Here is a 25,682-nt window from a genome sequence, read left to right on the forward strand (position 1 = left end):
CGGGACAAAGCGGCCCGAACAGGAAAAGGAGCCGCCAACTTTCAGCTGGCGGCTCCTACTAGCTTGAAGTCCTACTTCGCACGCACTGGGATGCCGGTGAAGGTCGGCTTCAGCGTCTCGGCAAAGAAGTCCTCGCCCTTGTCATCGACGACGATGAAGGCAGGGAAGTCCTCGACCTCGATCTTCCAGATTGCTTCCATGCCCAGCTCCTCGTATTCGAGCACCTCGACCTTCTTGATGCAATCCTGGGCCAGGCGCGCGGCCGGGCCGCCGATGGAGCCCAGGTAGAAGCCGCCGTGGGTGTTGCAAGCATCGGTGACCTGCTTGGAGCGGTTGCCCTTGGCCAGCATGACCATCGAGCCGCCGGCAGCTTGGAACTGGTCGACATAGGAGTCCATGCGGCCTGCGGTGGTCGGGCCGAAGGAACCCGAGGCCATGCCCTCAGGGGTCTTGGCAGGACCTGCATAGTACACCGGGTGGTCCTTGAGGTACTGCGGCATCCCTTCGCCGGCGTCCAGGCGCTCCTTGATCTTGGCGTGCGCGATGTCGCGGGCCACAACCAGCGGACCGGTCAGCGACAGGCGGGTCTTGACCGGGTATTTGGTCAACTCGGCCAGGATCTCATCCATCGGCTTGTTCAAATCGATCTTCACCACGGAAGAACCGCCGGTGCCGGTGACGCCATCGGTCTCGTGGTCGTGGGCCGCGATGGCCGGGTGGGATTCGTCCGGCATGAAGCGGGCCGGATCGGTTTCCAGCTGCTCGACAAACAGGCCTTCCTCGGTGATCTTGGCCAGCATCTGGCGGTCGGCCGAGCAGGATACGGCGATGGCCACCGGCATCGAGGCGCCGTGGCGCGGCAGGCGCACCACGCGCACGTCGTGGCAGAAGTACTTGCCGCCGAACTGGGCGCCGATGCCGAAGTGGCGGGTCAGTTCCAGGACCTTTTCTTCCAGTTCGGTGTCGCGGAAGCCGCGGCCGGTCATCGCGCCCTCGGTGGGCAGCGAGTCCAGGTACTTGGCCGAACCGTACTTCGCGGTCTTCAATGCCATCTCGGCACTGGTGCCGCCGATGACGATGGACAGGTGGTACGGAGGGCACGCGGCGGTGCCCAGCGAGCGCAACTTCTCGTCGAGGAACTTCAGCATCGAGTTCTCGTTGAGGATCGCCTTGGTCTCCTGGTACAGGAACGACTTGTTGGCCGATCCTCCGCCCTTGGCCATGAACAGGAACTTGTAGCTGGTGTCAGCGCCGTCCTTGGTGTTCGCGTACAGGTCGATCTGCGCCGGGAGGTTGTTGCCGGTGGCCTTCTCTTCCCAGGTGGTGATCGGAGCCAGCTGCGAGTAGCGCAGGTTCAGCCGGGTGTAGGCATTGTAGATGCCGCGCGAGAGCGAGATCTCGTCCTGCTCTTCGGTGAGCACGCGCTGGCCGCGCTTGCCCATCACGATCGCGGTGCCGGTGTCCTGGCACATCGGCAGGATGCCGCCGGCGGCGATGTTCGCGTTCTTCAGCAGGTCCAGCGCCACGAACTTGTCGTTCGGGCTGGCTTCCTCGTCGTCGAGGATGTTGCGCAGCTGCTGCAGGTGGGCCGGGCGCAGGTAGTGCGAGATATCGTGCAGCGCCGTTTCTGCCAGCTGCTCCAAGGCTTCCGGCGCGACCTTCAGGAAGTTCTTCCCGTCCGGACCGGCGACTACCTCGACGCCTTCGGAGGAAATCTTGCGGTATTTGGTGGTGTCTTCGCCAATGGGCAGAAGATCCTCATAACGGAATTCAGGCATGCTCAGTCCTTGATTCAATCGTGGGTGCTCATCTGCCATTTTAGGCCTTTACCCCGAATTAACCGCATTCGCCGTTTGCACCTGAAGGTTTATCGCGACATGCTGTAATACATGAGCAACGAGAACGCCTCCGAAGCGCACGAGAACCAAAAGCCTGCCCCGGGCCCAGATGCGATCATCGAAACCCCGATGGACAAGCAGCGGGCTCAGCCCAAAACTCACTTCGAGATGATGCTGCAGGCCGGGCTTAACAAACCCGAGCTCTCCGGTTCGGTCATCGGCGCGTTCATGAGTGCGGAGGTGTACTTCCTCTCCCGCGAAGAGGTCACCGGGGAGAACAAGAACGCCCAGCCGATGATGCTCACCAACCCTTCGGGCGAAGCGGTGGTAGCGGTGTTCACCACCCTGGAGCGGATCCCTTCCTCGTACATCGACATGGCACCCTACGGTGTGAAGGTCCAGGGCGCCACCGTGGTGCGCGCATTGGAGAACACCGGCTTCGTGGTGAACCCCGGCGACGAGCTCAGCTTCGAAGTCCCCGCTGATGGGGTGGCGATTTTGCGTGAACAGCTGCTCAACGAGAAGCGTCCGGAATAGCATTTCGTAACTTTTGCCACGATTTCCCGTGCCGTTTGCCGGTGCGCAAGATTCGTGGGATATGCTTTTGATGCCCGGGCCGTCAATAGGCCGCTCGGAGCACTGCGGGCGTAGCTCAATGGTAGAGCGCTAGCTTCCCAAGCTCGATACGCGGGTTCGATTCCCGTCGCCCGCTCAAGCGAATGCCGGGGCACCAATGGTGCTCCGGCGTTTCTGTCCCTGCAGCCAGCGAAGGAGCACGATGACCGGAGTCCTCGAAGGCTTCTCCATCATCTGGGTCGTCATTCTCGTCGGCTATCTGGTGGGCCGCACCGGGGTCCTCGGCGACCAGGGCCGCCACGTGCTCAGCCGGGTCACCTTCTTCGTGGCCAGCCCGGCCCTGCTGTTCACCACCCTGGCCGAGTCCGATCCGGTCTCCGTGCTCGGGCCGCTGCTCTGGGTGGCTGCCCTGTCCGCGGCCTTGACTGCGGCGATCTACTACCTGGCGACGGTGCGGACGCTGAAGCGCCCGGCATCGGAGAGCATCATCGCCGCGATGTCCGCCTCCACGGTGAACTCCGCGAACCTGGGGCTGCCCATCGCGTTGTACGTGCTCGGCGACATGTCCTATGCGGCCCCGATCATCCTCTTCCAGCTGGCCCTCTACCAGCCGGTCAATCTGGCGATGCTGGATGCCACCACCTCTCGACACCGCACCACCCCGATCGCCTTGCTGCTGGCTACCGCGAAGAACCCGATGATCATCGGCTCGCTGCTCGGCCTGCTGGTGGCGCTGACCGGCATCGAGCTGCCTTCGATGGTGCTTGAACCCATCGATCTGATTGCCGGCGCCTCGATTCCCGCCATGCTCATGGCTTTCGGCATCTCGCTGGTGGGCTCCAAGCCGCTGGAAAAGAAAACCGGCCGCCGCGCCGACGTGCTGATCGCCACGGCTGCCAAGCTGCTCCTGCACCCGTTCCTGGCCTGGGTACTTGCCTATTGGGTCTTCAATTTGCGTGGAGAGCTGCTGGTGGCCTCGGTCATCATGGCCGGCCTGCCGACCGCACAGAACATTTTCGTAACGGCCATGCGCTACGACCACGGGGTGGTCGTAGCGAAGGACACCGTGCTGGTCACCACCATCTGCGCGATCCCGCTGATGATGCTGCTGGCGATCATCCTCGGAATCTGAGGTAACTTCGCGCCGCAGGAATAAGCGATCATCACTAGAGTGTTCTATGGACTACTGGTTCTATCCGCTCCCCTAGTGAGGTCATCATGAAGCGCACTGCACCCCTGCTGGCTGCCGCCACAATCATCGCCCTGTCATTGAGCGCCTGCGGGTCCTCCGGCTCGCCGGCCTCCCCCAGCGCATCGGGTGGTGCCACGGCCGAAACCGGCGACACCTTGAAGAAGGTCAAGGATTCCGGCGTGCTGACCGTGGGCACCGAAGGCACCTACCGCCCCTTCTCCTACCACGAGGGCAGCGAGCTGACCGGCTACGACGTCGAGGTGATCGAAGCCGTCGGCGAGAAGATGGGCGTCGAGGTCAAGTTCCAGGAGACCCAGTGGGACGCGATCTTCGCTGGCCTGGATGCCGGCCGTTTCGATGTCATCGCCAACCAGGTCTCGATCAACCCTGAACGCGAAGAGAAGTACCTGTTCACCCAGCCCTACACCGTCTCCACCGGCGTGGTGGTGACCAAGAGCGACAATACCGACATCACGTCCTTCGCCACGCTCAAGGGCAAGACCACCGCGCAGTCGCTGACCAGCAACTTCTACGAGACCGCCAAGGATGCCGGTGCGAATGTCGAACCGGTTGAAGGCTGGGCCCAGTCGATCACCCTGCTCAAGCAGGGCCGCGTCGATGCCACCGTGAACGACAAGCTGACATTCCTTGATGCGCAGAAGACCAATCCGGATGACAGCATCAAGATCGCTGCCGAGTCCGAGGAGAAGAGCGAATCCGCGGTCGCCCTGCGCAAGGATTCCACCGAACTGGCCAAGGCGATCGACACCGCCCTGGACGAGCTGCGCGCCGACGGGGAACTGGCGAAAATCTCCGAGAAGTACTTCGGCGAAGACGTCAGCAAGTAGCAAGCACTATCAGTAGACTGGCTCCACACGTGGAAACGCGTGGAGCCAGTTTCATTTGCGCAAAGGTAGCCCATGGATCCGAAATGGCAGTTATTCCTCGACTCGCTCGGGCCGTTGGCCCTAGGTGCGATCACCGCAACCATTCCGCTGGCCCTGATCAGCATGGCCCTGGGCCTGGTCATCGCCCTGCTGATGGCGCTGATGCGGATCAGCAAGAACCGGGTGGTCTCCTCGATCGCCCGGATCTACATCTCCATCATCCGCGGCACGCCGCTGCTGGTGCAGCTGTTCGTCATCTTCTACGGCATGCCCTCGGTGGGCCTGGTCATCGACCCGTGGCCCAGCGCCATCATCGCCTTCAGCCTGAATATCGGCGGCTACGCCGCTGAGATCATCCGTGCGGCAATCCTCTCGGTCCCCCAAGGCCAATGGGAAGCCGGCTACACCCTGGGCATGTCGCGCACACGCACCCTGTACCGGCTGATCCTGCCGCAGGCCACCCGGGTGGCCGTGCCGCCGCTGTCGAACTCCTTCATCTCACTGGTCAAGGACACCTCGCTGGCCTCCACCATCCTGGTCACCGAAATGTTCCGCAAGGCCCAGGAAATCACGGCTTCCACCTATGAGTTCCTGCTGCTCTACTGCGAAGCCGCGGCCATCTACTGGGTGATCTGCCTGGTGCTTTCGGCCCTGCAAAACTCTGTTGAAGGAAGGCTTGAAAAGTATGTCGCCAAGTAATTCCCCGCTGCTGGCAGTCTCCGGCCTGCACAAGGCCTTCGGGGCGAACCAGGTGCTCAAGGGCATCGACTTCACCGTGCATTCCGGCGAGGTGCTGGCGCTGATCGGCCCGTCCGGCTCGGGGAAGACCACCGCCCTGCGTTGCCTGAACGGCCTGGAAATCGCCGATGCCGGTTCCGTCGGATTCGCCGGCGGCCCGGAGGTGTCCTTCAGCCCCGGGATGAAGCCCAAGTCCGCGCAGATCCTGCGCAATCGTTCGGCGATGGTGTTCCAGGGACACCACCTGTTTCCGCATCTGACGGTCCTGCAGAACGTGAGCATCGGCCCGATCGAGGTGCAGAATCGCCCCAAGGACCAGGTGCTGGCCGAAGCGAAGAAGCTGCTGGCCCGCGTCGGCCTGGAAGCCAAGGCCGATGCCTACCCGAATTCGCTGTCCGGCGGACAGCAGCAGCGCGTGGGCATCGTGCGCGCGCTGATGCAGCAGCCGGACCTGCTGCTCTTCGACGAGCCCACCAGCGCGCTGGACCCCGAGCTGGTCGGCGAAGTGCTCACCGTCATCAAGGAATTGGCCCAGGAGGGCTGGTCCATGGTGCTGGTGACCCACGAGCTGGCCTTCGCCCGGGATGTGGCTGACACCGTGGTGTTCATGGACGGCGGGGTAGTCGTGGAAACCGGCCCGGCCGCCCAGGTGCTCGGCACGCCTGCCAACGCGCGCACGCGAAGTTTCGTCCAGCGTCTTTTGCACCCGTTCTAAAAGCAATAGAGTGATGCCATGACCCAGGAAACGAATACTTTGCTGAACAGCCTCGTTGAAGGCTATGCCTTCGAATCCGCGTGCCTGGAGCTCGGGGCCGCACTGATCGACGGCAGGCCGGAGCCTACTGCGCAGGTCCGCCTGCCGTTGAAGATGCTCAACCGCCACGGCCTGATTGCCGGCGCCACGGGCACCGGCAAGACGGTCACCCTGCAGACCATGGCAGAACAGCTCTCGGTGGCCGGCGTTCCGGTATTCCTGGCCGACGTCAAGGGCGATCTGACCGGCCTGGCGCAGCCTGCCGAGCCGTCGGACAAGCTCACAGCCCGGTTGGCCGAATTGGGCCACGAGTTCACTGCGCGCACCAATCCGGTCGAAATCCTCAGCCTGGGAGGCAAGGGCGAGGGCGTCCCGGTGCGCGCCAGCGTGGACGCTTTCGGACCGATCCTGCTGGCCCGCGTCCTGGAACTGAACGAGACCCAGGAAGAATGCCTGCAGCTGATCTTCCACTACGCCGATTCCAACAAGCTTCCGCTCGATGACCTGAGCGATCTGAAGGCGGTCATCAGCTTCCTGCTCAGCGACGGCGGTGCCAAGGCACTGGAAGCCCTGGGCGGGGTGTCTTCGTCCACTGCGTCGGTGATCCTGCGGGGCATCACCATCATGCAGACCCAGGGCCTGGACCAGTTCTTCGGCCAGCCCGAGTTCGATACCGCGGACTTCCTGCAGGTGCGCGACGGCGCAGGCGTCATCAACATCCTGGAACTGCCCTCGGTCAGCTCCCAGCCCATGCTGTTCTCCACCTTCCTCATGTGGCTGCTGGCCGACATGTTCGAGGACCTGCCAGAAGCCGGAGACCTGGACAAGCCCAAGCTGGTGTTCTTCCTCGACGAGGCCCACCTGCTCTTCAAGGATGCGACCAAGGCCTTCACCGACGCGATCATCAGCACCGTGCGGTTGATCCGTTCCAAGGGCGTGGGCCTGTTCTTCATCACCCAGTCCCCCACCGACCTGCCCGACGAGGTGCTCGGCCAGCTGGGCAATCGCATCCAGCATGCGGTGCGTGTCTTCACCGCCAAGGACCAGAGCGCGCTCAAGCAGATCATCAAGACCTTCCCCTCCGGCGAGCTGGACCTGCAGGAGGCGTTGACCCAGGCCGGGGTCGGCGAAGCGGTGGTGACCGTGCTGGGCGAAAAGGGCGCTCCGACCCCGGTCGCATGGACCAAGATGTTCTCGCCGGGCTCGAATATCGGCCCCGCCTCCTCCGAGCGGTTAGAGCAGGTCCGCGGCAGCTCGGCACTGGCGTCGCAATATTCGGCCGCGATGGATCGTGATTCTGCCCGCGAAATGCTCGACGCCAAAGCCCAGGCAGCGCAGCCGGCCGCGGCTCCGGTTCCCGAGGCGGCGCCGGAACCGTCTCGGGAAAGTACACCACGCCAGGGCCGGGAGCGGCAGGAAGCGAACCCGATGATGGACATGGCCATGGATGCCGCCAAGGTGATTGGCCGCGAGCTGATCCGCGGTTTCTTCGGCAACCGCAAGCGCCGTCGCCGGTGATATTACCCGCTCATTCCAGCACGCCGTTTACTATCTGGGCCCGGAAACCAGATAGCCTAGCTACTGATGAACACTCGTAATTCCATGCAGATCTCCGCTGCCCGCCTGGCGCTTCGCTGGGCCATGGCCGCAGCGGCAGTCATCGTCCTGGTCATTGCCGGGTCGATTGCCGCCAACCGCACGCTCTTCTCCCCGCAGCACCAGGTGAAGGCGCTGCAGCAGCATTTGGCCAAGGGCGAAGGCGCCGAGGCCTTGGGCCTGATGCAGGCCCAGGTCCCGGAGGGCGACGCGGTGGCCCTGGACGGGGACGTGCTCAAGCGCACCCAGGCCGGGATTACGGAGTTCACCACGGACAAGGCCCAGCCGGTCGACGGCGATGAGCAGCTGCGCACCGTCACCGCGCACTACAAGGCCCACGGTGTGGAGAAGGAATCCGCCTACACGCTGCGCCATGCCGGCAAATCCTGGCTGCTGTTCGACAAGTGGGCCTTCGAGCCGAGCACCCTGCCCAGCGTGAAGATCAAGGCCAACACCGTCAACGAAGTCACGGTCAACGAGCAGAAGATCCCGCTGTCCGCCGGCGTGAGCACCCTGCCGGTGTTCTACCCTGCGATCCTCGACGCGAGCTTCAGCACCAAGAACTTCGCGGCCGACACCCGCGGCATGGTGGTCACGGCGCCTGCCGAGGAACCGGTGGAGATCGCGTTGAAGACGGAGCCGACCAAGGAATTCATCGCAGCCATCAACACCAAGGTGAAGAAGTACCTCAACGACTGCGCCGAACAGCAGGTGCTGATGCCGTCCGGCTGCCCGTTCGCCTACAACACCTCTGCGCGCGTGGACCCGGCAACCATCGACTGGTCCATTTCGAAGTACCCGACCATTGAAGTGAACTACTACAACGGCGCCTGGGTGCTCTCCCCGCTGAAGACCACCGCCACCTTGACGTTGACCGAGCAGGATCTGCGCACCGGTGCCAAGGCCAAGAAGACCGTCAAGGAGGACTACTCCTTCACTGCCCAGCTGACAACCAGCACCACCGAAGTGTCGGTGGTCCCGGTGGCCGGCGGCGAACAGGTGGCCGGCTAGCGCCCGAGCAGTTCGCGGAACTGGCTGCGCAGCGGCACCGCGTTGGTCTTGAACTTCTGCCAGACCAGCAGCGCCGCCAGGCTGGCGGCCAGCGACAGCCCGGACCCGATGGTCACGGCGATCTGGATCCCGAACAGTTCGGCGAACCAGCCGATCAGCGGCGAGCCAATGGGCGTTCCACCCATCACCACCATCAGGTACAGTGCCAGCACGCGCGCCCGGTACTGCGGCGGCACCGAGGTCTGCACCATGGTGTTGCAGCTGTTCAGGAAGGTCAGCGACCCCAGTCCCACCGGGATCAGCACCAGGGCAAACGCGATGTAGTTGGGCATCCATGCGCTGGCGACCCCGGCGATGCCGAAGAACACGCCGCCGCCGATCAAGTAGCGCCAACGCGGAGCCGAACGCCGTGCCGCCAGCAGCGCGCCGCCGAAGGTGCCCACGGCCATGATGGAGCCCAGGATTCCGTACTCCCCTGCGCCCACCCCGTAAACCTCGGTAGCCATCAGCGCGTTGGTCATCTGGAAGTTCAGCCCGAGGTGCCGATCACCCCGGCCAGGAAGAAGATCAGCAGCAGGTCCTTGCGGTTCTTCACGTAGGCGATGCCTTCGCGCACCTGCCCCTTGGCCCGCTCTACCGGCTTGGAGGGGTTCAGCGCGTCCTTGCGCATGAACACCAGCGAGGAGATCACCGCAAGGAAGGAGGCGCCGTTGAGCAGGAAGGCAGGCCCGGTGCCGACCAGGGCGATGACCGCACCGGCTACGCCCGGACCGGCCAGCCGGGCCAGGTTGAAGTTGGCGCTGTTCAACGCCACCGCGTTGGCCAGGTGGGTGCCCGGAACCACTTCGGAGACGAACGCCTGGCGTGCCGGCGCGTCGAAGGAGGCGCCAATGCCCAGCATCGTGGCCAGCACGTAGACGTGCCAGAGCTGCGCGGTGCCGGTGACCACCAGCAGGCCGAGGATCAGGGCGCAGGCTCCCATGAAGCTCTGGGTGAGGATCAGCAGCCGGCGCTTGTTGAAGCGGTCGGCGATCAGACCGGCATAGGGGCCCAGCAGCAGCACCGGCAGGAATTGCAGGCCGGTGGTGATGCCGGTGGCCACCGCATCGTGGTCCGTGAGCTCGGTGAGCACCAGCCAGTCCTGGGCCACGCGCTGCATCCAGGTTCCGATATTGGAGACCAGCGCGCCGATCACCCACAACCGGTAATTTGGTATTTCCAGTGCACGGAACATTTTCGACGCCATACTTATCGCCGGATCCCTCCGGCTCCTCCCGCCCTCCAGTCTAGCTACTTGGGCAGGAAAATGCTGAGGTTTCCTCAGATTATCGCTGTGATGCCATCTTTCGCCGGGCATGGAAAAGGCGCACCCTCGGGTGCGCCTTTTTCTAGTTCACGCCGCGCAAATCCAGCAGCAGCTCGTTCTCGCCGTCCGCATCAAGCACGACCGGGATGCCCCAGTCCTGCTGGTACAGGTGGCAGGCCGCGTGATCGGGAATCTCGCCGCCCGGCTCTCCGTCGCAGGCCGCGGCGCGGGCGGTAATGTGCAGCACGCCGTCGGCCACCTCCGGGTTCAGCTCCAGGGTGCGGGTCAGGCCCACCGAGGTGCCGGCCCCGTCGAGGATCAGCTCCTCCGGGCTGGCCGAGATCTTCAGCTGGGTCGGATCGCCCCAGCGGTCATCGAGCTTCTGCCCCTTCGGCGCTGCGAAGCGCACGAGGATCTCGTGCTTTCCTGCCTGCACGCGGGTCTTCGGGCGCTGGGTCTGGCTGGCGCCTTCGTCCACCACCAGGGCCTCGGCAGGAATCGGGATGCGCACCAGCTGGTGGGTGTTGGTCTCCACGACCAGCAGCACCGGGTCGCCGTCCACCGAGCTGTCAACCAGCACGTCGGCCGGTTCCTTCAGCCCCTTGGCCAGGGTGGAGACGGTCTTGGTGGCCGGATCGAAGCGGCGCACCGCGCCGTTGTACGAGTCGGCGATCGCAATCGAGTGGTCAGGCAGCACCGCAACGCCCAGCGGGTGCTGCAGGCGCGCCGCCTCGGCGTCGCCGTCGCGGAAGCCGAAGTCGAACAGCCCGGTGCCCACCGCGGTGTGCACCGACTGGGCCTGGCCGTCTTCGACCTCGATCCAGCGCAGGGCGCTGGTTTCCGAGTCGGCGATCCACACGTTCTCCCCGTCCAGGGCCAAGCCCGAGGACTGGGCGAACCAGGCCTGGTCCGGTGCCCCGTCGGCCAGCCCTTCCAGGCCGGTGCCGGCGAAGACCGACACCGCACTGGTGCGCGGGTCGAAGGCGAAGATCTGGTGGGTGCCGGCCATTGCGATGATGATCTTGCCCGAAGGGTGGTAGAGCACATCCCATGGGGAGGACAGCGAGATGTTCAGCGCGTCGGTGCCCAGCTCGGTTAGCTGGACTTCCTGGCGGGCGTTCTCTGAGTCCAGCAGGCGCTGCACGCCGTTGCCGGCCAGGGTGCCCACCTGCCCGGTGGCCAGGTTGACCGAACGCAGGCGGTGGTTGACGGTGTCGGCAACGACTACGTCGTAGCCGAGTTCCGCGGCCAGCTCGGCCGGCAGTGCGGCCAGGCCCTGCAGCTCGTTGAACTGGGCGGTGTCCGCGTCGCCGTCGGCGTAGCCCTTCACCCCGGCGCCGATGGTGCGCACCACGGTGGACAGGTCCCCGGCCAGCTCGACGAGCCGGTGGTGGCCCGAGTCGCCCACCAGGAAGTTGCCGTTGGCCAGGGCGATGGCCTTGCCCGGGAAGCGCAGGTCGCCTTCGCGGGCCTCGGGAGCCACGTACGGCCCGTTGCCGCGGTGCAGCGTGCCCTTGGCTTCGTGCTCAGCCACCAGTTCCTCGATCAGCGAGCCCAGGCCCTGGGCGTGGCCCTCGCCGGAAAGGTGGGCGACGATGTAGCCTTCGGGATCCAGCACCACCAGGGTTGGCCAGGCACGCGCCCCATAGGCCTGCCAGGTGACCAGCTCCGGGTCATCGAGCACCGGGTGGTGGATCTCATAGCGTTCCACGGCTGCGGCCAGCGCGTCCGGATCGGCTTCGTGCTCGAACTTCGGCGAATGCACGCCGACGGTGACCAGCACGTCGGAGTACTTCGCCTCCAGCGGGCGCAGCTCGTCGAGCACGTGCAGGCAGTTGATGCAGCAGAAGGTCCAGAAGTCCAGGATCACGATCTTGCCGCGCAGGGCGTCCAGATCCAGCTGCTTGCCGCCGGTATTCAGCCAGTTCCGGCCCAGCAGCTCGCTGGCGCGCACCTTGTAATTGGCGCGGACGGATTCGGAAGTGCTCATGGTGGTCCTTTCGCTGTCGCCGCGGCTGCGGCAATTCGAACCTCAATTATCTGCCACCGCCGCCCGAACGGGCGAACGGTGTTAAGCAACATTGAGAAAAGTGTGAAGTTCTTGCTGGTGCAACCACCGGCCCGGGCCGGGTATTCCCGCTAGGGCAGCTGCGCGAGCACGGTGTCCATGATGCTGGTGGCCACCTTGTTGAAGGTGGCATCCTGCAGCGAGGTCGCGGACATGAAGGAAACCATCACCGCGTACTGCTCGGTGCTCTTGATCAGCACCAGCGAATCCTGCGCATACTGCCCGTCGCGGCTGTAGTACAGCGCCGAATCGGCTTCCGGCACGCCGGGATCCGAGAACTTCAGGGTCTCGCGGTAATCCAGGCCGTTGAGCTTCACGGTTTTGCATTCGTCCAGGATGGTCGCCACGTTCTTGTTGTGCGCCGCCAACTTCGCCGCCTGGTCGCCGAGCTTGGCGACCTCCACCGAACCGGTGATCGACTGGTTCTCGTTGGTGAAGTCGGTGCGCGCCGCCTCGGTGCCCAGCTGCACCGGCGACCAGTTCAAATCCTCGATCGGGGCCGAGCACTGGGCCGGCAGCACCACGATGTCCTTGAGCGTGTCGGTGGGCGGCGTGGCCAGGGATTCGAGGTCCTTGCCCTGGATCTTCGCGCTGGCCGGGAAGCCGAGCTCGGCGGCCATCACTGCCCCGGCGGTGGTGGCCACCTGAGCGGTGGTCATTTCCGCAGGCTCTTCAGCTTTCTCGGAGGCGCTGGGCGTCGCGGTGCCCTGCACGGCGATCTTGTGGGTCTTGTCCTGCGGCATCTCCTGCTCCGCGGAGCAGGCGGTGGCAGCGAGCAGCGCGCAGGCCAGCAGCGAGGAGGCGAGGATCTTCTTGGTGCTAGGCACGGGGGTCCCTTCGGTCGGCCTGCTTGTAGCGGGCGAACATTTCGTTGTAGGCAGCCAGCTCGGCATCGTTGTCGCGCTCGGCCTGGCGGTCGTAGCGCTTGGTGTCCTTCTTGTCTTGGCGCAGCCAGGAGATGACCACGAAAATCGCCAGCACCAGCGTCGGCACCTCGCCGATCGCCCACATCGCCCCGGCACCCACCACCTGGTCCTCCAGCGCGGTGCCGCCCCAGGTGCGGCCCATGTTCCCGAAGTAGTCGGGGGCCAGCAGGGTTTCGGTGCTCATCAGCGCGACGCCGAAGAAGGCGTGGAAGGCGACGGTGGCCAGCAGCACCACCAAGCGCATCGGGTACGGGTAGCGCTTGGGAACCGGGTCGGCGTCCACCAGCGACAGGGCAAACAGGTAGCCGGTGAGCAGGAAGTGCAGGTTCATCAGCTCGTGGCCGGCGTGGTAGCGCATGGCCGGTTCGAGCAGCGGGGTGAAGTAGAAGACCACAATCGAGCCGGCGAAGTTCACGGCCGCGAAGATCGGGTGGGTGATCACCCTCGAGTAGCGCGCGTGCACCAGGTAGAGGATCCATTCACGCGGGCCGCGGGTGCCATCGGCGCGCGAAGGCAGCACCTGCAGCAGCAGCGTGACCGGGGTGCCCAGGACCAGGAAGATCGGCACGATCATGGTCAGCGACATGTGGTCGACCATATGGGTGGAGAACTGGATCTTGCCGTACACCGCCACCGCGCCGCTGGTCACGTAGAACAGCGCGAACAGGCCGACGATCCAGCTGGCAAGGCGCAGCACGCTGGGCTTGTCCCCGCGGCGGGCGAGCTTGATGAACGCCCACAGGTACACGGCCAGGCCGAACAGGCAGACCGCCACCCAGATCCAGTCCATCCGCCAGGTGGTGAACCAGGCGGCCGTGTCCGGAGCCGGTGGCAGGTCATAGCCGGTGAGCAGGCGCGCCGGGGTCGCTTCGGCCGGCGGGGCGTCGGAAGTCGGCGGGGCGGTGCGCGCCAGCACGGTGGCCACCGACATCACTGCGGCCATCAGGACGACTTCCGCGGCCACGACCTGCCAGGCCGCGCGCAGCGCGGTGAACTTGCCCTCCAGCAGCTTCGGAATCACCATTCGCCGGTGCCACAGGCCCAGCATGCCCAGTGCCAGGGTGATCAGCAGCTTCACGATCACCAGGGTTCCGTAGGGGGTCAGCCACTGGTCCCAGTCGGTGATGCGGATGACCGCGGAAGCCAGACCGGAGCCGATCATCAGGAATACCGCGAAGGTGGCCAGCGCAGAATAGCGCTTGAGCACTACCCCGGCCAGCACCTGCCCGCGGGCCCGGCCCGGCGCTTCGCCTCCCAGCGTCGGGGCGAGCAGGGCCAGCACCATGATGCCGCCGAACCAGAGGACCACGGCGAGCAGGTGCAGGCCGATGGAGTTCACCGCGGCGAAGTGGTCGTCTCCCCCGGCCGCGTGGCCGATGAACGCCAGCGGCAGGATGCCGAACAGCGAGAAGAGGGCGCTGAGCCCCACCGTGGTCTTGGAGCGCACTGCCAGCGCCAGCGAGCTGGTGATCGCGGCGATCACCACCATCCAGGCCCAGGCCCGTCCGGTGGTGATCGACAGGATGTAGTCCAGGATCGCTGCCGAGTACTGCGGGTCCAGGCTCATCGGGATGCCTGCCAGGTCCCAGAAGGTCAGCAGCATGACGGTGGCCGCGGACAGGGTCCACACCACCGCCGCCCCGGCGGCGATATTCATCGTGCGGGTGAATGCCGGATGGGCGTCCCCTTCAGTATCGCGGGTCACCTTGGCGGCCCGCGGGATGATCGCCGCGGCGAACACCAGTGCTGCGATGCTCAGCGCCATCGAAGCGTGGTGGATGGCCCGGGCGATGGGCAGCGACCAGCGCACGAACGCCCCGGGATCGGCCAATTCCGCCGGCCGGGCGATCCCGGTGAACAACACCGCCGCCAGGAAGGCCACCGCCGCAGCGAGGATTCCGGGCAGGATGAAGCGGGCAACTGAAACCGTACGCTGTGTATCCATAACCTTCTCATCATCTCATTCTTCGCCCGGCCGGTCACCGTGCGGCCGGGCGGGTTGGGCGCATCTCACATTTGAAGCTGCTCCCCCAGATAGCCGCCTTCAGCCACCCCGGGCAGGATCGCATACAGCCCTGATCCCACCGGCTTCAGCCAGGTGTTCAGCGCATCCGCGGCCGCCAGCCGGTGCTGCACCGGGATGAAGCTGGTTGCCGGGTCGCGCTGGTAGCTGGCGAACAGCAGGCCCGAAGCCTGCCCGGCGAAGTTGTAGCCCCGCCGGTGCATGACTTCATCGGCGCTGCCCGGCCTGGCCAGCGCCACGTGGGCGTTGGCCGCGATCGCCGGCAGCCCGAGCCCATTGACCGCTGCGAGGTCCACCGGGTCATCGACGCTGCCGCCGGACAGCGGCGAGCCGTCGGCCTGCCGCCGGCCCAGCGCATGGTCGCGTCCTGCGGTGTCCACCTCGTCCCAGCCATCCAGGTCCATTTCGAACCTGCGCAGCGCCAGCGTGGTTCCGTTCTCGATCCAGCCCGGCTGGCCGAACACAGCTTCCGCGCGCACCTCCCCCTCGGGGTTGTTGACGCCGTCCAGCTGGCCGAACAGGTTGCGGAACCCGTGCACGCCAGGGCTTGCGAACCCGGTTTGGGCGAAGCGCCGGGAGGCCAGGCCGCGCAGGTTCTTGGATACCGCCCGCACTGCATGCTGCAGCACCGTGGGATCCTGCGCGCAGAACTGGATCAGCAGATCGCACTGCCCGTACTGCTGTTCGAGCTGGTCGCCGGCGAAATGCGGCAACGTGCCGATCTGCCCGTGCCCGGCTACATCGAGCAGGCTCTGGCCCAGCCCCACGGTGAGCGTCAGCTCGCATCCGGGCTGCGCCATTTCCGGTTCGGTGTCGGCCAGCACTCCGCGGCCGCTGGCCAGCCTGGCCGCATCACCGGTGATCATCTGCAGCATCGCGCGCAGCTGGTCCTTCTTCGACCCTTCGCGCCAGTGCAGATCCCATCCGGCGAACACCGCGTGGGCCTGCTGGCGATCGAGGATACCCGACTGGTACTTGCCGTAGAACGGGCGGTAGCCAGGCTCAGCGGCGCTGGCCGCTGGCACGCTGAGCTTGCCGGTGCCGAACCCGGTGAGCATCCCGCCCAGCGCGGCGGCCGCGGTGGTGCCCAGCAGCGCCCGGCGATCGACACTAATGCCCGGCATGCTCGTCGTAGCTTTCCTTGGCTCCGTCGAAGTTGCGGATCGGGAAATCGACCTCGGTGCTCGACCCGTCGGCGAACTCCAGCGTCAGCCTCGCCGTTTGGGCGGCCACCAGCGGCTGTTGCAGGTCCATGAACATCAAGTGGTTTCCGCCCGGTGCCAGCACCGCGTCCTTCCCGGGTTCGATCACCAGGTCCCCTTCGAGCTGCGCCATCGTCATCCCGGTGCCGGTGCCGCGCATTTCGTGGATCTGGATCTCGTCGCCCTGCGCGTTGCTGACCTGGTGCAGTGCAATCGGGGTGCCCGACGAGTTGTGCAGGATGCCGAAGGCCGCGCTCATGCCTGATTCGGCGGCCTTTGCCCACGTCTCGCTCGTAGTCAGCGCTTCAGCCTGCCGGACGGTTTGCTGCTCGCTGCCCGGTGCGGGTGAGCCGGCGCCCTGCGCGCAGCCGGCCAGCAGCAGTGTGAGGCCCAAGGCCAGTGCAGAAGTCTTTTGGAATTTCATGTTCTCAAGCTTTCAAAATCGGTGTGCAGGCGCTCCAAAGGCTGCGGTGGCCTCTGGCGCACCGGAAGAGTGGGGGTTACTTGGACTGGCGCATGAACTTGGCTAGCACGCCCAGCGCACCGCCGAGGATGACCACGCCGATGATCACCCAGATGACCGGGCTCACCGAGCTGCCCAGTTCCTGGACCGGGTTCTGGCCTCGTTCCTCGTCAGCGGAGCCGGCAGTCTCGCTTGGAGCGGCTGGCTCGCTGGAGCTGGCCAGGGTCGGTTCGGCCTGCGGCGCGTCGATGCTGAAGCCGATCTTGTTCTCGATCGGGTGCCCGTCAGAGGACACCACGCGGTAGGCCAGCTGGTACTCTCCGTCGGCCAGTTCCTGGGCCGGGGTGACGGTGACCTTGGTGCCCTTGGTCTGCGCTTCGGCGTCGATCTTTTCCCCATCAAGGGTCAGCGAGACCACCGTGGAGTCCACGCCGGATAAGCTCTGGAGCACACCGGAGAATTCCAGGGTGATGTCTTCCGGGGCCTGCTTGACGGTTGCCCCGTCCTTGGGGGTGGAGCCGATCAGCTGGTCGTGGGCGTTCGCGGCACTAATCGAGCCGGCAAAGGCCAGCAGGGAGAACGCCAATACGGCGATCACGCGCGAGATCTTCTTGGTTGCTACGGTCATGGTTTTCCTTCCAAGCCCCTGTCGGGGCGCTTCGATTCTTTTCTCAGGCGGCAAGAATGAAGCAGGGAGGACCGCGGCGCTCCGGCAGCCTTCCCAGTTGCGCCAGCTTGAGTTGGAAGCGCAAGGGGAAGTAGGCGCGGAGCGGCCCGGCAGCAGGAGCCTGCACGCGAATGCGCGCGAGGATCCGCCGGGCCGTTGACAGTGTGAGGCAGCTGCCCAAGACCTTGAGCAGGCGTTCACCGCCGTTGAGCACCACAACGCTGGCGATCGCGGCCAGCACGTGGGCGTAGAGCATCGATTCGGTATGCACGTTGGCGTACTGCGCGGTGATGTTCTGCGCCAGCTCCAGATTTCGTCCCGCATGATGGACGTGCTCCATGCCGGAAACATCGCCGCTCGGGTGGCTCATCACCGACAGGCTCAAGTGGTAGAGCCCTTGGCTGAGCAGCACGACCAGGCTGGTTGCCCACAGGGAGAATTTACGGCCAACCAGCACAACACTGATCGCCGCGGAAACGCAGGTAATCAGCACCATGGCCACGACCGACAGCGCAGTGGGCGCGCTGTGGGCGTGGGCGGCAAAAGCTGTCCAGGTGCACACGCTTGCCGCTAACCAGCCGCGCAGTACGCGGGTAGCGGGTTTCTGTGACACGGTGGACAGCCATTCTTAGTGGAAATCTTCAATCATGGCTGATTCTACGCGAAGTAGAAGTATGCCTCAAATGGTGCCAGATAACGCAAAAGGCCCGTCCCTGCCTCCTGGATTTCTCCGGAGCGGGTCGGGCCTTGCGCAAAGCTCGACAGGAAGCTTACTTCTTGGCTACAGCAGCCTTCAGCTTCGAACCAGCGGTCAGCTTGACCGAGTGGCCAGCAGGAATCTGGATTGCTTCACCGGTCTGCGGGTTGCGGCCGGTACGAGCTGCACGATCGGTGCGCTCTACAGCCAACCAACCTGGGATCGACACCTTCTCACCCTTGGAAATCTGGTCGACGAATACCTCGAAGACTGCATCCAGAACACCGTTGACGGCAACCTGGGAGTTTTCGGTCTTCGCTGCAACAGCAGCAACAAGTTCGCTACGGTTCATAGCCAATGTATGGTCCTCCTGGACTAGTGATCCAAGACCCTCTTCCGGGCCCGGACGCCGCGCGGTCGCACGGACTTATCAGTGAGAACATATCAAACGTTTTGCCCCGAAACACTGGAAAACGGGCGGAAAACCGGGATTTTTTCAACTAATTGCAGTTTTCTTGGCTCAACGGCACCATTTACGAGCTGAATGAAAGCTATTGCAACGCTGCTTAACGCGGCAAGGCCTGCCAAACCGAGGACGGTTGGCGGGCCTTGCGCAAAGCTCGACAGGAAGCTTACTTCTTGGCTACAGCAGCCTTCAGCTTCGAACCAGCGGTCAGCTTGACCGAGTGGCCAGCAGGAATCTGGATTGCTTCACCGGTCTGCGGGTTGCGGCCGGTACGAGCTGCACGATCGGTGCGCTCTACAGCCAACCAACCTGGGATCGACACCTTCTCACCCTTGGAAATCTGGTCGACGAAAACCTCGAAGACTGCATCCAGAACACCGTTGACGGCAACCTGGGAGTTTTCGGTCTTCGCTGCAACAGCAGCAACAAGTTCGCTACGGTTCATAGCCAATGTATGGTCCTCCTGGACTAGTGATCCAAGACCCTCTTCCGGGCCCGGACGCCGCGCGGTCGCACGGACTTATCAAGAGTTGAACTTACCAGCTGGCGGCGACAAAAAGTGCATCATCATGCGGATTCTGCTGAATTTTTAGCCAAATCGAAGGTGTGAAAGTTCACCCGGGACCTACAGCGCGAACGGATCGAGGCCCTCATTTGCCTTCACGAACAGCTCCCAGGCTTTGCCTTGCAGCTCTTTGCCGCGGGTCGCTTTCGCCGGGCTGGCCAGTACCGTTGGGCCCTTCGTCAGGAATTTCGGCCCCAGGTAGCAGCCTCGTGGCGCGGCATCCAATTCAGGTGCCAAGGCCGCTTCGACCAAGGCCACCGCTCCTTCGTGTTTGCCCTGCGCGAAACCAGCCTGCAATTGGCCGATCAGCCGCTTGGCGTAGTCCGGCTCATTGATGCTGGGCACCTGCGGGGACAGCCCGGAGAGCGCATATCCCGGATGGATCGCCAGCGCACGAGCCGGCAGTTCCAGCTGGCGCAGCCGGTGGTCCAGGGCCAGGGTGAACGCCTGCACTGCCGCCTTGGACTGCACATAGGCGCGGTAGGGATGGTAATCGCGGGCCAAGGCCAGATTCTGCGGATCGGTGGCCAGCATACGTGTGGACATCGACCCCAGGCCGATGAACCGCATCGGCTGGCTGAAGCGGTCGGCGAGTTCGCCGGCCAATCGTGCGTGTCCGATGAAGTTGGTGCTCATAGTGAGCTCATAACCGAGCAGGCCCCCTTGGCGTTCCCGCGGCGCCCGGATGATCCCGGCGTTGGCGATCAGCGCGTCCAGTGGCCGATTGCGCAGCTCTGCCGCCAGCCCCATGGCAGATTCAATGCGTGAGGAGTCGTACTGCATGAATTCGACACGGGCCTCCGGCACGCGCCGCCGGATCTGCCCCATCGCATGTTCTGCGCGGCTCTGGTTGCGGCAGGCAAGAATGACCTGAGCACCGGCCTGCGCCAAGCCGAGGCTGGCGAAGAAGCCGAGGCCGCTATTCGCGCCGGTCACTACGACGGTCTTGCCGTGACCCAGTGTCGCCCACCGCTTCCGGTTCGCGTAGATGTCGGCTGCGGGTTGCGGGTAGGGGGTCGCTGGCTTCATGGTTACACGCTACTACAGGGCGGGCCCTCGAATGCCGGTGGGACATGGCAATTGAGCCAAACCCCCAGACACCTCGCAGCAGCACGTGGTGCCCATGATCTTCGGCGATCCACGCGGACCCGCGGGGATTGATTTTATTCGCCCAGCTCCTGCGTGGATTGCTCTGGAAAGCCTGCACGCGCATTGCCGGGTTCCAGCCCGCGGTGGGATCATTGGAAGATGGAGCATAACGAGGATGCCGCGCTGAATGCGGCCCGGTACAAGATGAAGCAGGACAGCGGGCCGCTGCCCGTGGATGAGTATGCGCAGGCCACCGGGATGGCTCCCGTTGAGAAGCAGAAGACTCCCCTGCAGCTGCATGCCGAGGACGAAGCCTGGGAGGTGGCCAACTCGGTGCTCGATGAGGCCTTCGCCCGCGGCGACTTCGACAATCTGGCTCTCGCCGGACAGAAGATCGACCACATCACCAGCAACGATGATCCCGACTGGTGGCTGAAGTCGATGATGCGCCGCGAGCAGCTCACCGGTCTAGGACCACCTGCGCTGACCTTGCGGGTTGAAGATGAGCAGATGGAGCAAACTCTGGACCGCTTGCCCACCGAGCGTGCCGTGCGGGAGCATATCGAGGATTTCAACGCCCGCATCATTGAGGCACGGCGCCAGCTGCTGGGCGGACCCCCGGTGATCACCGCGTTGCGCGATTCCACTGCCGAGGTGCTTGGCTGGCAACAGCGCCGCGCGGAGAAACCGTCGCCAGTGGAAGAGAGTGCACCGCCAAAACGCCGGTGGTGGATGCTTTAAATGGCGAAGCCGCCCTCCCGAAACGGGAAGGCGGCTTGCTAAGTCAAAAGACTTGCAGGTCTTACCAGGAAGACTTGGTGATGCCCGGAAGCTCACCACGGTGCGCCATGTCGCGGAAGCGAACACGGGAGATGCCGAACTTCTGGAAGGTACCGCGTGGGCGACCGTCGATGGCGTCGCGGTTTCGGACGCGCACTGGGGAAGCGTTGCGTGGAAGCTTCTGCAGGCCTACGCGTGCAGCTTCACGAGCTTCGTCGGTTGCGTTTGGATCAACCAGGGTCTTCTTCAGTTCGAGGCGCTTTGCAGCGTAACGCTCGACAATGACCTTGCGCTGTTCGTTCTTTGCGATCTTGGACTTCTTGGCCATGTCTTAGCGCTCCTCTCGGAATTCTACGTGCTTGCGGACTACCGGGTCGTACTTCTTCATGACCATGCGGTCAGGGTTGTTACGACGGTTCTTACGGGTTACGTAAGTGAAACCGGTTCCAGCGGTGGACTTCAGCTTGATGATCGGACGTACGTCCTTATCCTTCTTTGCCATGTTTAGAGCTTCACACCCTTCGCAATCAGGTCAGCAATAACAGCGTCGATACCGCGAGCATCGATTACCTTGATGCCCTTGACCGACAGGGTCAGGGTCACCTTACGGCGCAGCGAAGGCACGTAGTAGGTCTTCTTCTGGATGTTCGGATCGAAACGACGCTTGTTGCGACGGTGCGAGTGGGAGATGCTATGTCCGAAGGCCGGAGTAGTACCGGTTACCTGGCAAACAGCTGCCATGATCACTCCTCAGTTAGTTAGTAGTAAAATTCGGCGGTACTCGCGCACAGTGCCCATACCTAAATATCGACACGGCTTGATGCGTTATGAGTCCCGCCAACCAGTGAAACACCGTTAATACTGCACACTAGGAAGGTAACCAGGCTGGGTGAGAACCAACCGAAGAGCCTTAAAGTATGTAAGTCGGTGAACTTCGCAACCGGTCGAGCAATTTCCCCGTACTCAGTTGGCCACGATATTCGGTATTACGGGCAACGCGCAGTTGTTCTGCCGTTAGACGGCATAGCAACACACGCGATTAACGCCTGATTAGCTTATCGAGAATTTCTCAGTGTTCCAAATCGGAAATCTCCGAGTTCAAGATCCAATGATCGGCATCGAGCGATGTCGTGATCTTGCGCGTGATCCGCGTGAGATCTTTAACATCCTTGTCATCAAGGGTATCGAAGAGCAGCCCGCGCACCGAGGCGACGTGATGAGGCGCCATGTGCTGCACAGCTTCCCACCCTTCTTGCGTTAATGAGGCGATTTTCACACGGGCGTCTTCCGCAGACTGCTCGCGGATTACCCAGCCGCGCTTCTCCAGCTTCTTCACCACATGCGACAGCCGTGACAGCGAGGCGCTGGTATGCGAGGCCAGTGTCGTCATCGTCAGCTGGTGGTCCTTGGCCTCGGAGAGCATGGCGAGCATGTGATAGTCGAAAAGCGTGATGCCGTCCAGGCCCTGCAGATCGGAATCCAGGGCAGCCGGCAGCAAAGTCATGACTGCATGTAGTCCAAGCCAGGCGTCGCGTTCAGGCTGAGAGAGCCAAACTGGCTTATCACTCATGAAGTTTCCAATCGTTTCGAGAACTGCAATTATCGGGTTGGGAATGTATCAAACAGTAGGGTACGTACTGTAAAGCTAAGTATTTACTATATGTCAGATGCCCATAATTCAGCTCTGTACCAACATTTCCATCCGCTAGCCATCCTAATGGGCTCTCGTCTCGGGCGCTTCCCGCTGGCACGCTTCCTGCGTTGAAGCGGAAGAACTGCCACCGGCCTAAGCGCTTGGCCCGGTCCGTACCAGGATCCTTAATGCCCTCATGAATTTGGCGGACCGGCACGCAGGGCAGGCCAAAGGCCCGCGCTTCTGGAGCGCGGGCCATTGGCATGACCTCGGGGCAGCTAGGAATTTTCCAGCTGCTTCTTCTTGCGGTAGCTGATTACCTGCCCGATGACCACCACCAGCAGGGCAAGGATGAACATCGCCGAGCCAATGACATTCGCCTGGGCCGGAATGCCTCGGGTCGCTGCCACATAGATGAATTTCGGGAAGGTCTGGAAGGTGCCGGAGTTGAAGTTCGTGATGATGAAATCGTCGAAGCTCATCGCGAAGGACAACAGCGCGGCGGCCACGATGCCCGGCAGCAGCAGCGGGAAGGTGACCTTCCAGAAAGCCGTGCGCGGCGAGGCATAGAGATCGGCGGCCGCTTCCTCCAGTCGCGGGTCCAGCGAGGAAACCCGCGCCCTGACCGTGACGATCACGAAGGACATGCAGAACACGATGTGGGCGATCACGATGGTGGTGTAGCCCAGTTCCCAACCGAGGTTCAGGAACTGCGCCAGCAGCGACGCGCCGAGCACCACTTCCGGCGTCGCCAGCGGCAGGATGATCAGCACGTCGGTGAGCTTGCGGAAACGGAACTTATAGCGGACCAGGCCGATGGCGATCAGCGTGCCCAGGGCGGTGGCGACGATGGTGGCCACCGTGCCGACCTGCAGCGAGTGAACCAGCGACTCGCACACTGCCGGAGCGCCGCAGGGGTTCTGCCAATTCGACAGGGTGAAGCCTCGCCATTCCAGGTTGGTGCGGCCTGCATCGTTGAAGGAGAACACGAAGATGTAGGCGATCGGGACCAGGAGGTAGATGAAGGCCAGCCCGCCGACGGCGGGAATGAACCAGCGTCCGATTTTCTGCTTCATGCTACATCAGCTCCTCGGTGCCGAAGCGGCGGATATAGATCGTGACCAGGATCAGGATCGAGACCATCAGCACGAAGCTCAGGGCCGAGGCGCCCGGGTAATCAATGACCTTGAAGAACCTGGAGTCGATGACCTGGCCGATCATCGTCGTATTGCGGTTATTGCCCAGCAGGGCCGCGTTGACGTAGTCGCCGGCGGCCGGGATGAACGTCAGCAGGGTGCCGGCGAAGACGCCAGGGGCGCTCATTGGCAGGGTCACCTTGAAGAACGAGGTCATCGGGCTGGCGTACAGGTCCCCCGAGGCTTCGAGCAGCCGGGTGTCCAGCCTGCCCAGGTTCGCGTAGATCGGCAGCACCATGAAGGGCAGGAAGTTATAGGTCAGGCCGGCAACCACCGCGATCGGCGTGGCGGTCAGGTGCCCGTCGGCCGGCAGGATCGCGAGGAACTTCAGTGTCTGCGCGATGAACCCCTCGTCGGCCAGGATCTGCTTCCAGGCCTGGGTGCGCAGGATGAAGCTGGAGAAGAACGGGGCGATCAGCAGCACCAGCAAGATGCCCTGCAGCAGCGATTTCTCGCGCAGGCGGACCGCCACCAGGTAGGCCATCGGGAAGCCGATGAGCAGGGCCAGCACGGTGGCGATCAGCGCGAAGCCGAAGGAGCGCAGCAGCTCGGGCCAGTAGGCGGCGAGTACCGTGGCGTAGTTGCCGATTTCGAAGCCCGGCACGAACTCGCCGATTTCCGCGCCTTCGGGCTTCACATACAGGCTCATCGCCAGCAGCACGAGAACCGGAAGCGCGAAGAACAGGGCGAGCACCAGCATGCCAGGCGCGATCAGGTAGACGCCGGTGCGCCCCTTGCGCCGTTCCGCCCGGATCTCCTCGCGGCTGCGCAGGTCGGCGATCCCCTTCCTAGTCATCAGCGTCATGTCTGGTCCACCCCCGCGTCTTCATGCTCGGCGCCGGCCAAGCCGAAGGAGTGCTGCGCCTCCCAGGACAGGTGCACGGTGTCGCCCTCGGCGGCCGGCTGCTGGCCGCGGTTCTGCGCGAAGGTCCCGATGGTGCCGATCCCGTCCACCTCGACCAGGTATTCGGTGGTGGTGCCGGTGAAGGACACGTCGATCACGGTGCCTGTCAGGCGGTTCTCCCCCGCAAACTCCTCGCGCGAGATCGAGATCTTCTCCGGGCGCACGCCGACGACCACTTCGCCCGAAGTCTGCACCGCTCGGTCAGCCGGCAGCAGGATTCTCTGCCCATTGACCAGGACGCTGAGAATCCCTGCCTCCTGGCCCGTGACCGTGCCGCGCATCAGGTTGGACTTGCCCAGGAAGTTCGCGACGAACGCGGTCTTGGGCAGTTCGTACAATTCGCGCGGCGGACCCATCTGCTCGATCCGCCCGCCATTCATCACCGCGACCACGTCGGCCATGGTCATGGCCTCTTCCTGGTCGTGGGTGACGTGGATGAAGGTCAGGCCCACCTCGGTCTGGATGTTCTTCAGCTCCAGCTGCATCTGCCGGCGCAGCTTCATGTCCAGCGCACCGAGCGGCTCATCGAGCAGCAGCACCTGCGGGCGGTTGACCAGCGCGCGGGCCAGGGCCACACGCTGCTGCTGGCCGCCGGAGAGCTGGATCGGCTTGCGGTTTGCAAGATGCCCCAGCTCCACCAGCTCCAGACCGGCCTTCGCCTTGTCCATAGCCTGCTTGTCCTTCTTGCGCTTGAGCCCGAAGGCCACGTTCTCCAGCACGCTCATGTGCGGGAACAGCGCATAGGACTGGAACACGGTATTCACCGGACGCTGGTGGCTGGCCAACCCGGTCACGTCCTGCCCGCCGATCGAAATGCTGCCCTCGCTGGGAGCTTCCAGGCCGGCGATCATGCGCAGGGTGGTCGACTTGCCGCAGCCCGACGGACCGAGCAGGGCGAAGAAGGTGCCCGATGGAACCACCAGGTCGAGCTCCTTGACCGCCACGAAGCTGGAAAAGCGCTTGGTGATGCCCGACAGGTGCAGGTCCGCACCGGTGGCAGTGGTTTCAGTACGCGGTGCCAAGATTGTCATGCCCCTATCACTTCCTGGAACTGGTTCTGGTCAACGGTTGGCGCCGAACGGCGAGGCGCCTGGACTGCGCCTCT

Annotated in this window: 28 protein-coding genes and 1 tRNA gene; 9 read left to right on the forward strand and 20 right to left on the reverse strand. The window is 63.9% G+C overall.

The window, feature by feature from the left end; translation table 11 throughout:
• Positions 1–71: 71 nt before the first annotated feature.
• Positions 72–1,778 carry a fumarate hydratase gene (locus F0M17_RS12560; protein ID WP_073705802.1) on the reverse strand — a complete coding sequence of 569 codons (1,707 nt, stop codon included), beginning with the start codon at positions 1,776–1,778 and terminating at the stop codon, positions 72–74.
• 111 nt (positions 1,779–1,889) lie between these two features.
• Between F0M17_RS12560 and F0M17_RS12565 the strand changes: the two genes are divergently transcribed.
• The 8 genes from F0M17_RS12565 to F0M17_RS12600 all read left to right on the forward strand — a co-directional run bounded on the left by F0M17_RS12565 (position 1,890) and on the right by F0M17_RS12600 (position 8,592).
• Positions 1,890–2,375 (forward strand): SseB family protein, encoded by a 486-nt coding sequence (locus tag F0M17_RS12565; RefSeq protein ID WP_038990300.1) that lies wholly within the window; start codon positions 1,890–1,892, stop codon positions 2,373–2,375.
• A 104-nt stretch (positions 2,376–2,479) separates the two neighbouring features.
• Positions 2,480–2,550 (forward strand) — tRNA-Gly (locus F0M17_RS12570).
• A gap of 66 nt (positions 2,551–2,616) precedes the next feature.
• A complete protein-coding gene (locus F0M17_RS12575; RefSeq protein ID WP_038990299.1) occupies positions 2,617–3,546 on the forward strand; it encodes an AEC family transporter in 930 nt (309 codons plus the stop codon).
• An 86-nt stretch (positions 3,547–3,632) separates the two neighbouring features.
• Positions 3,633–4,454 carry an amino acid ABC transporter substrate-binding protein gene (locus F0M17_RS12580; protein WP_038990298.1) on the forward strand — a complete coding sequence of 274 codons (822 nt, stop codon included), beginning with the start codon at positions 3,633–3,635 and terminating at the stop codon, positions 4,452–4,454.
• 72 nt (positions 4,455–4,526) lie between these two features.
• Positions 4,527–5,192, forward strand: coding sequence for an ABC transporter permease subunit (locus tag F0M17_RS12585; RefSeq protein WP_038990297.1), 666 nt, complete (start codon positions 4,527–4,529; stop codon positions 5,190–5,192).
• Positions 5,179–5,946 carry an amino acid ABC transporter ATP-binding protein gene (locus tag F0M17_RS12590; protein WP_149597199.1) on the forward strand — a complete coding sequence of 256 codons (768 nt, stop codon included), beginning with the start codon at positions 5,179–5,181 and terminating at the stop codon, positions 5,944–5,946. The genes F0M17_RS12585 and F0M17_RS12590 overlap by 14 nt, the downstream gene beginning before the upstream one ends.
• 18 nt (positions 5,947–5,964) lie before the next feature.
• Positions 5,965–7,503: a helicase HerA-like domain-containing protein gene (locus F0M17_RS12595; protein WP_149597200.1), complete on the forward strand. Its 1,539-nt coding sequence runs from the start codon at positions 5,965–5,967 to the stop codon at positions 7,501–7,503.
• Between the two features lie 66 nt (positions 7,504–7,569).
• On the forward strand, positions 7,570–8,592 hold the full coding sequence (locus F0M17_RS12600) for a hypothetical protein (RefSeq protein WP_149597201.1): 1,023 nt from the start codon (positions 7,570–7,572) through the stop codon (positions 8,590–8,592).
• Here F0M17_RS12600 and F0M17_RS17855 read toward each other — a convergent pair.
• The 12 genes from F0M17_RS17855 to F0M17_RS12650 form a co-directional block, all read right to left on the reverse strand.
• Complete coding sequence (locus F0M17_RS17855) at positions 8,589–9,113, reverse strand: MFS transporter (RefSeq protein WP_371737247.1); 525 nt, start codon at positions 9,111–9,113, stop codon at positions 8,589–8,591. The two genes, F0M17_RS12600 and F0M17_RS17855, sit on opposite strands and share 4 nt — an antisense overlap.
• An 8-nt stretch (positions 9,114–9,121) precedes the next feature.
• Positions 9,122–9,826 carry an MFS transporter gene (locus F0M17_RS17860; protein ID WP_371737248.1) on the reverse strand — a complete coding sequence of 235 codons (705 nt, stop codon included), beginning with the start codon at positions 9,824–9,826 and terminating at the stop codon, positions 9,122–9,124.
• Positions 9,827–9,980: 154 nt separating this feature from the next.
• Entirely contained in the window at positions 9,981–11,888 is a 1,908-nt protein-coding gene (locus F0M17_RS12610) for an NHL domain-containing thioredoxin family protein (RefSeq protein WP_073705797.1), read from the reverse strand.
• A gap of 149 nt (positions 11,889–12,037) precedes the next feature.
• Positions 12,038–12,793 carry a hypothetical protein gene (locus F0M17_RS12615; protein ID WP_149597202.1) on the reverse strand — a complete coding sequence of 252 codons (756 nt, stop codon included), beginning with the start codon at positions 12,791–12,793 and terminating at the stop codon, positions 12,038–12,040.
• Positions 12,786–14,837, reverse strand: a complete 2,052-nt coding sequence (locus tag F0M17_RS12620; RefSeq protein WP_149597203.1) for a cytochrome c oxidase assembly protein — start codon at positions 14,835–14,837, stop codon at positions 12,786–12,788. Before F0M17_RS12620 ends, F0M17_RS12615 begins: the two co-directional genes overlap by 8 nt.
• A 65-nt stretch (positions 14,838–14,902) precedes the next feature.
• Positions 14,903–16,039, reverse strand: a complete 1,137-nt coding sequence (locus F0M17_RS12625) for a Dyp-type peroxidase (RefSeq protein ID WP_121867214.1) — start codon at positions 16,037–16,039, stop codon at positions 14,903–14,905.
• Complete coding sequence (locus F0M17_RS12630) at positions 16,026–16,541, reverse strand: copper chaperone PCu(A)C (RefSeq protein ID WP_083586557.1); 516 nt, start codon at positions 16,539–16,541, stop codon at positions 16,026–16,028. The genes F0M17_RS12625 and F0M17_RS12630 overlap by 14 nt, the downstream gene beginning before the upstream one ends.
• Positions 16,542–16,617: 76 nt before the next feature.
• Positions 16,618–17,208, reverse strand: a complete 591-nt coding sequence (locus F0M17_RS17475; RefSeq protein WP_168202016.1) for a copper resistance CopC family protein — start codon at positions 17,206–17,208, stop codon at positions 16,618–16,620.
• Positions 17,209–17,251: 43 nt separating this feature from the next.
• Positions 17,252–17,860, reverse strand: a complete 609-nt coding sequence (locus F0M17_RS17480; protein ID WP_168202017.1) for a hypothetical protein — start codon at positions 17,858–17,860, stop codon at positions 17,252–17,254.
• A gap of 157 nt (positions 17,861–18,017) precedes the next feature.
• On the reverse strand, positions 18,018–18,302 hold the full coding sequence (locus F0M17_RS12640) for an HU family DNA-binding protein (RefSeq protein ID WP_013349906.1): 285 nt from the start codon (positions 18,300–18,302) through the stop codon (positions 18,018–18,020).
• A gap of 274 nt (positions 18,303–18,576) precedes the next feature.
• Positions 18,577–18,861, reverse strand: coding sequence for an HU family DNA-binding protein (locus F0M17_RS12645; RefSeq protein WP_013349906.1), 285 nt, complete (start codon positions 18,859–18,861; stop codon positions 18,577–18,579).
• 174 nt (positions 18,862–19,035) lie between these two features.
• The gene (locus tag F0M17_RS12650; RefSeq protein ID WP_121867216.1) at positions 19,036–20,004 is read right to left on the reverse strand and encodes an SDR family NAD(P)-dependent oxidoreductase; all 969 of its coding nucleotides are present in this window, start codon (positions 20,002–20,004) and stop codon (positions 19,036–19,038) included.
• A 219-nt stretch (positions 20,005–20,223) separates the two neighbouring features.
• Between F0M17_RS12650 and F0M17_RS12655 the strand changes: the two genes are divergently transcribed.
• Positions 20,224–20,805 carry a DUF1992 domain-containing protein gene (locus F0M17_RS12655; protein ID WP_149597205.1) on the forward strand — a complete coding sequence of 194 codons (582 nt, stop codon included), beginning with the start codon at positions 20,224–20,226 and terminating at the stop codon, positions 20,803–20,805.
• Between the two features lie 61 nt (positions 20,806–20,866).
• On the opposite strand, the gene rpsN is transcribed toward F0M17_RS12655, so the two are convergent.
• The 7 genes from rpsN to F0M17_RS12690 all read right to left on the reverse strand — a co-directional run bounded on the left by rpsN (position 20,867) and on the right by F0M17_RS12690 (position 25,608).
• Complete coding sequence (gene rpsN, locus F0M17_RS12660) at positions 20,867–21,172, reverse strand: 30S ribosomal protein S14 (protein ID WP_038990287.1); 306 nt, start codon at positions 21,170–21,172, stop codon at positions 20,867–20,869.
• A 3-nt stretch (positions 21,173–21,175) separates the two neighbouring features.
• Entirely contained in the window at positions 21,176–21,346 is a 171-nt protein-coding gene (gene rpmG, locus F0M17_RS12665; protein ID WP_013349910.1) for a 50S ribosomal protein L33, read from the reverse strand.
• A 2-nt stretch (positions 21,347–21,348) separates the two neighbouring features.
• The gene (gene rpmB / locus F0M17_RS12670; protein WP_013349911.1) at positions 21,349–21,585 is read right to left on the reverse strand and encodes a 50S ribosomal protein L28; all 237 of its coding nucleotides are present in this window, start codon (positions 21,583–21,585) and stop codon (positions 21,349–21,351) included.
• Positions 21,586–21,913: 328 nt separating this feature from the next.
• The gene (locus F0M17_RS12675) at positions 21,914–22,414 is read right to left on the reverse strand and encodes a MarR family winged helix-turn-helix transcriptional regulator (RefSeq protein WP_149597206.1); all 501 of its coding nucleotides are present in this window, start codon (positions 22,412–22,414) and stop codon (positions 21,914–21,916) included.
• Between the two features lie 341 nt (positions 22,415–22,755).
• Complete coding sequence (locus F0M17_RS12680) at positions 22,756–23,553, reverse strand: ABC transporter permease (RefSeq protein WP_038990285.1); 798 nt, start codon at positions 23,551–23,553, stop codon at positions 22,756–22,758.
• A gap of 1 nt (position 23,554) precedes the next feature.
• Complete coding sequence (locus F0M17_RS12685) at positions 23,555–24,478, reverse strand: ABC transporter permease (RefSeq protein WP_052253594.1); 924 nt, start codon at positions 24,476–24,478, stop codon at positions 23,555–23,557.
• On the reverse strand, positions 24,475–25,608 hold the full coding sequence (locus tag F0M17_RS12690) for an ABC transporter ATP-binding protein (protein WP_149597207.1): 1,134 nt from the start codon (positions 25,606–25,608) through the stop codon (positions 24,475–24,477). Before F0M17_RS12690 ends, F0M17_RS12685 begins: the two co-directional genes overlap by 4 nt.
• Between the last annotated feature and the right edge of the window lie 74 nt (positions 25,609–25,682).

The sequence above is a fragment of the Glutamicibacter sp. ZJUTW genome (assembly GCF_008370855.1).
In the GTDB taxonomy this organism is placed as follows: domain Bacteria; phylum Actinomycetota; class Actinomycetes; order Actinomycetales; family Micrococcaceae; genus Glutamicibacter; species Glutamicibacter nicotianae.

Coding starts and splice junctions, on each gene's coding strand:
- F0M17_RS12590 (WP_149597199.1), top strand. CDS start 5,179: ATGTCGCCAAGTAATTCCCCGCTGCTGGCAGTCTCCGGCCTGCACAAG.
- rpmB (WP_013349911.1), bottom strand. CDS start 21,585: ATGGCAGCTGTTTGCCAGGTAACCGGTACTACTCCGGCCTTCGGACAT.
- F0M17_RS12690 (WP_149597207.1), bottom strand. CDS start 25,608: ATGACAATCTTGGCACCGCGTACTGAAACCACTGCCACCGGTGCGGAC.
- F0M17_RS12630 (WP_083586557.1), bottom strand. CDS start 16,541: ATGAAATTCCAAAAGACTTCTGCACTGGCCTTGGGCCTCACACTGCTG.
- F0M17_RS12575 (WP_038990299.1), top strand. CDS start 2,617: ATGACCGGAGTCCTCGAAGGCTTCTCCATCATCTGGGTCGTCATTCTC.
- F0M17_RS12560 (WP_073705802.1), bottom strand. CDS start 1,778: ATGCCTGAATTCCGTTATGAGGATCTTCTGCCCATTGGCGAAGACACC.
- F0M17_RS12655 (WP_149597205.1), top strand. CDS start 20,224: ATGGAGCATAACGAGGATGCCGCGCTGAATGCGGCCCGGTACAAGATG.
- F0M17_RS12685 (WP_052253594.1), bottom strand. CDS start 24,478: ATGACGCTGATGACTAGGAAGGGGATCGCCGACCTGCGCAGCCGCGAG.
- F0M17_RS12585 (WP_038990297.1), top strand. CDS start 4,527: ATGGATCCGAAATGGCAGTTATTCCTCGACTCGCTCGGGCCGTTGGCC.
- F0M17_RS12600 (WP_149597201.1), top strand. CDS start 7,570: ATGAACACTCGTAATTCCATGCAGATCTCCGCTGCCCGCCTGGCGCTT.
- F0M17_RS12650 (WP_121867216.1), bottom strand. CDS start 20,004: ATGAAGCCAGCGACCCCCTACCCGCAACCCGCAGCCGACATCTACGCG.
- rpsN (WP_038990287.1), bottom strand. CDS start 21,172: ATGGCCAAGAAGTCCAAGATCGCAAAGAACGAACAGCGCAAGGTCATT.
- rpmG (WP_013349910.1), bottom strand. CDS start 21,346: ATGGCAAAGAAGGATAAGGACGTACGTCCGATCATCAAGCTGAAGTCC.
- F0M17_RS17475 (WP_168202016.1), bottom strand. CDS start 17,208: ATGACCGTAGCAACCAAGAAGATCTCGCGCGTGATCGCCGTATTGGCG.
- F0M17_RS12675 (WP_149597206.1), bottom strand. CDS start 22,414: ATGAGTGATAAGCCAGTTTGGCTCTCTCAGCCTGAACGCGACGCCTGG.
- F0M17_RS12565 (WP_038990300.1), top strand. CDS start 1,890: ATGAGCAACGAGAACGCCTCCGAAGCGCACGAGAACCAAAAGCCTGCC.
- F0M17_RS12625 (WP_121867214.1), bottom strand. CDS start 16,039: ATGCCGGGCATTAGTGTCGATCGCCGGGCGCTGCTGGGCACCACCGCG.
- F0M17_RS12610 (WP_073705797.1), bottom strand. CDS start 11,888: ATGAGCACTTCCGAATCCGTCCGCGCCAATTACAAGGTGCGCGCCAGC.
- F0M17_RS17860 (WP_371737248.1), bottom strand. CDS start 9,826: ATGTTCCGTGCACTGGAAATACCAAATTACCGGTTGTGGGTGATCGGC.
- F0M17_RS12620 (WP_149597203.1), bottom strand. CDS start 14,837: ATGGATACACAGCGTACGGTTTCAGTTGCCCGCTTCATCCTGCCCGGA.
- F0M17_RS17855 (WP_371737247.1), bottom strand. CDS start 9,113: ATGACCAACGCGCTGATGGCTACCGAGGTTTACGGGGTGGGCGCAGGG.
- F0M17_RS12680 (WP_038990285.1), bottom strand. CDS start 23,553: ATGAAGCAGAAAATCGGACGCTGGTTCATTCCCGCCGTCGGCGGGCTG.
- F0M17_RS12595 (WP_149597200.1), top strand. CDS start 5,965: ATGACCCAGGAAACGAATACTTTGCTGAACAGCCTCGTTGAAGGCTAT.
- F0M17_RS12580 (WP_038990298.1), top strand. CDS start 3,633: ATGAAGCGCACTGCACCCCTGCTGGCTGCCGCCACAATCATCGCCCTG.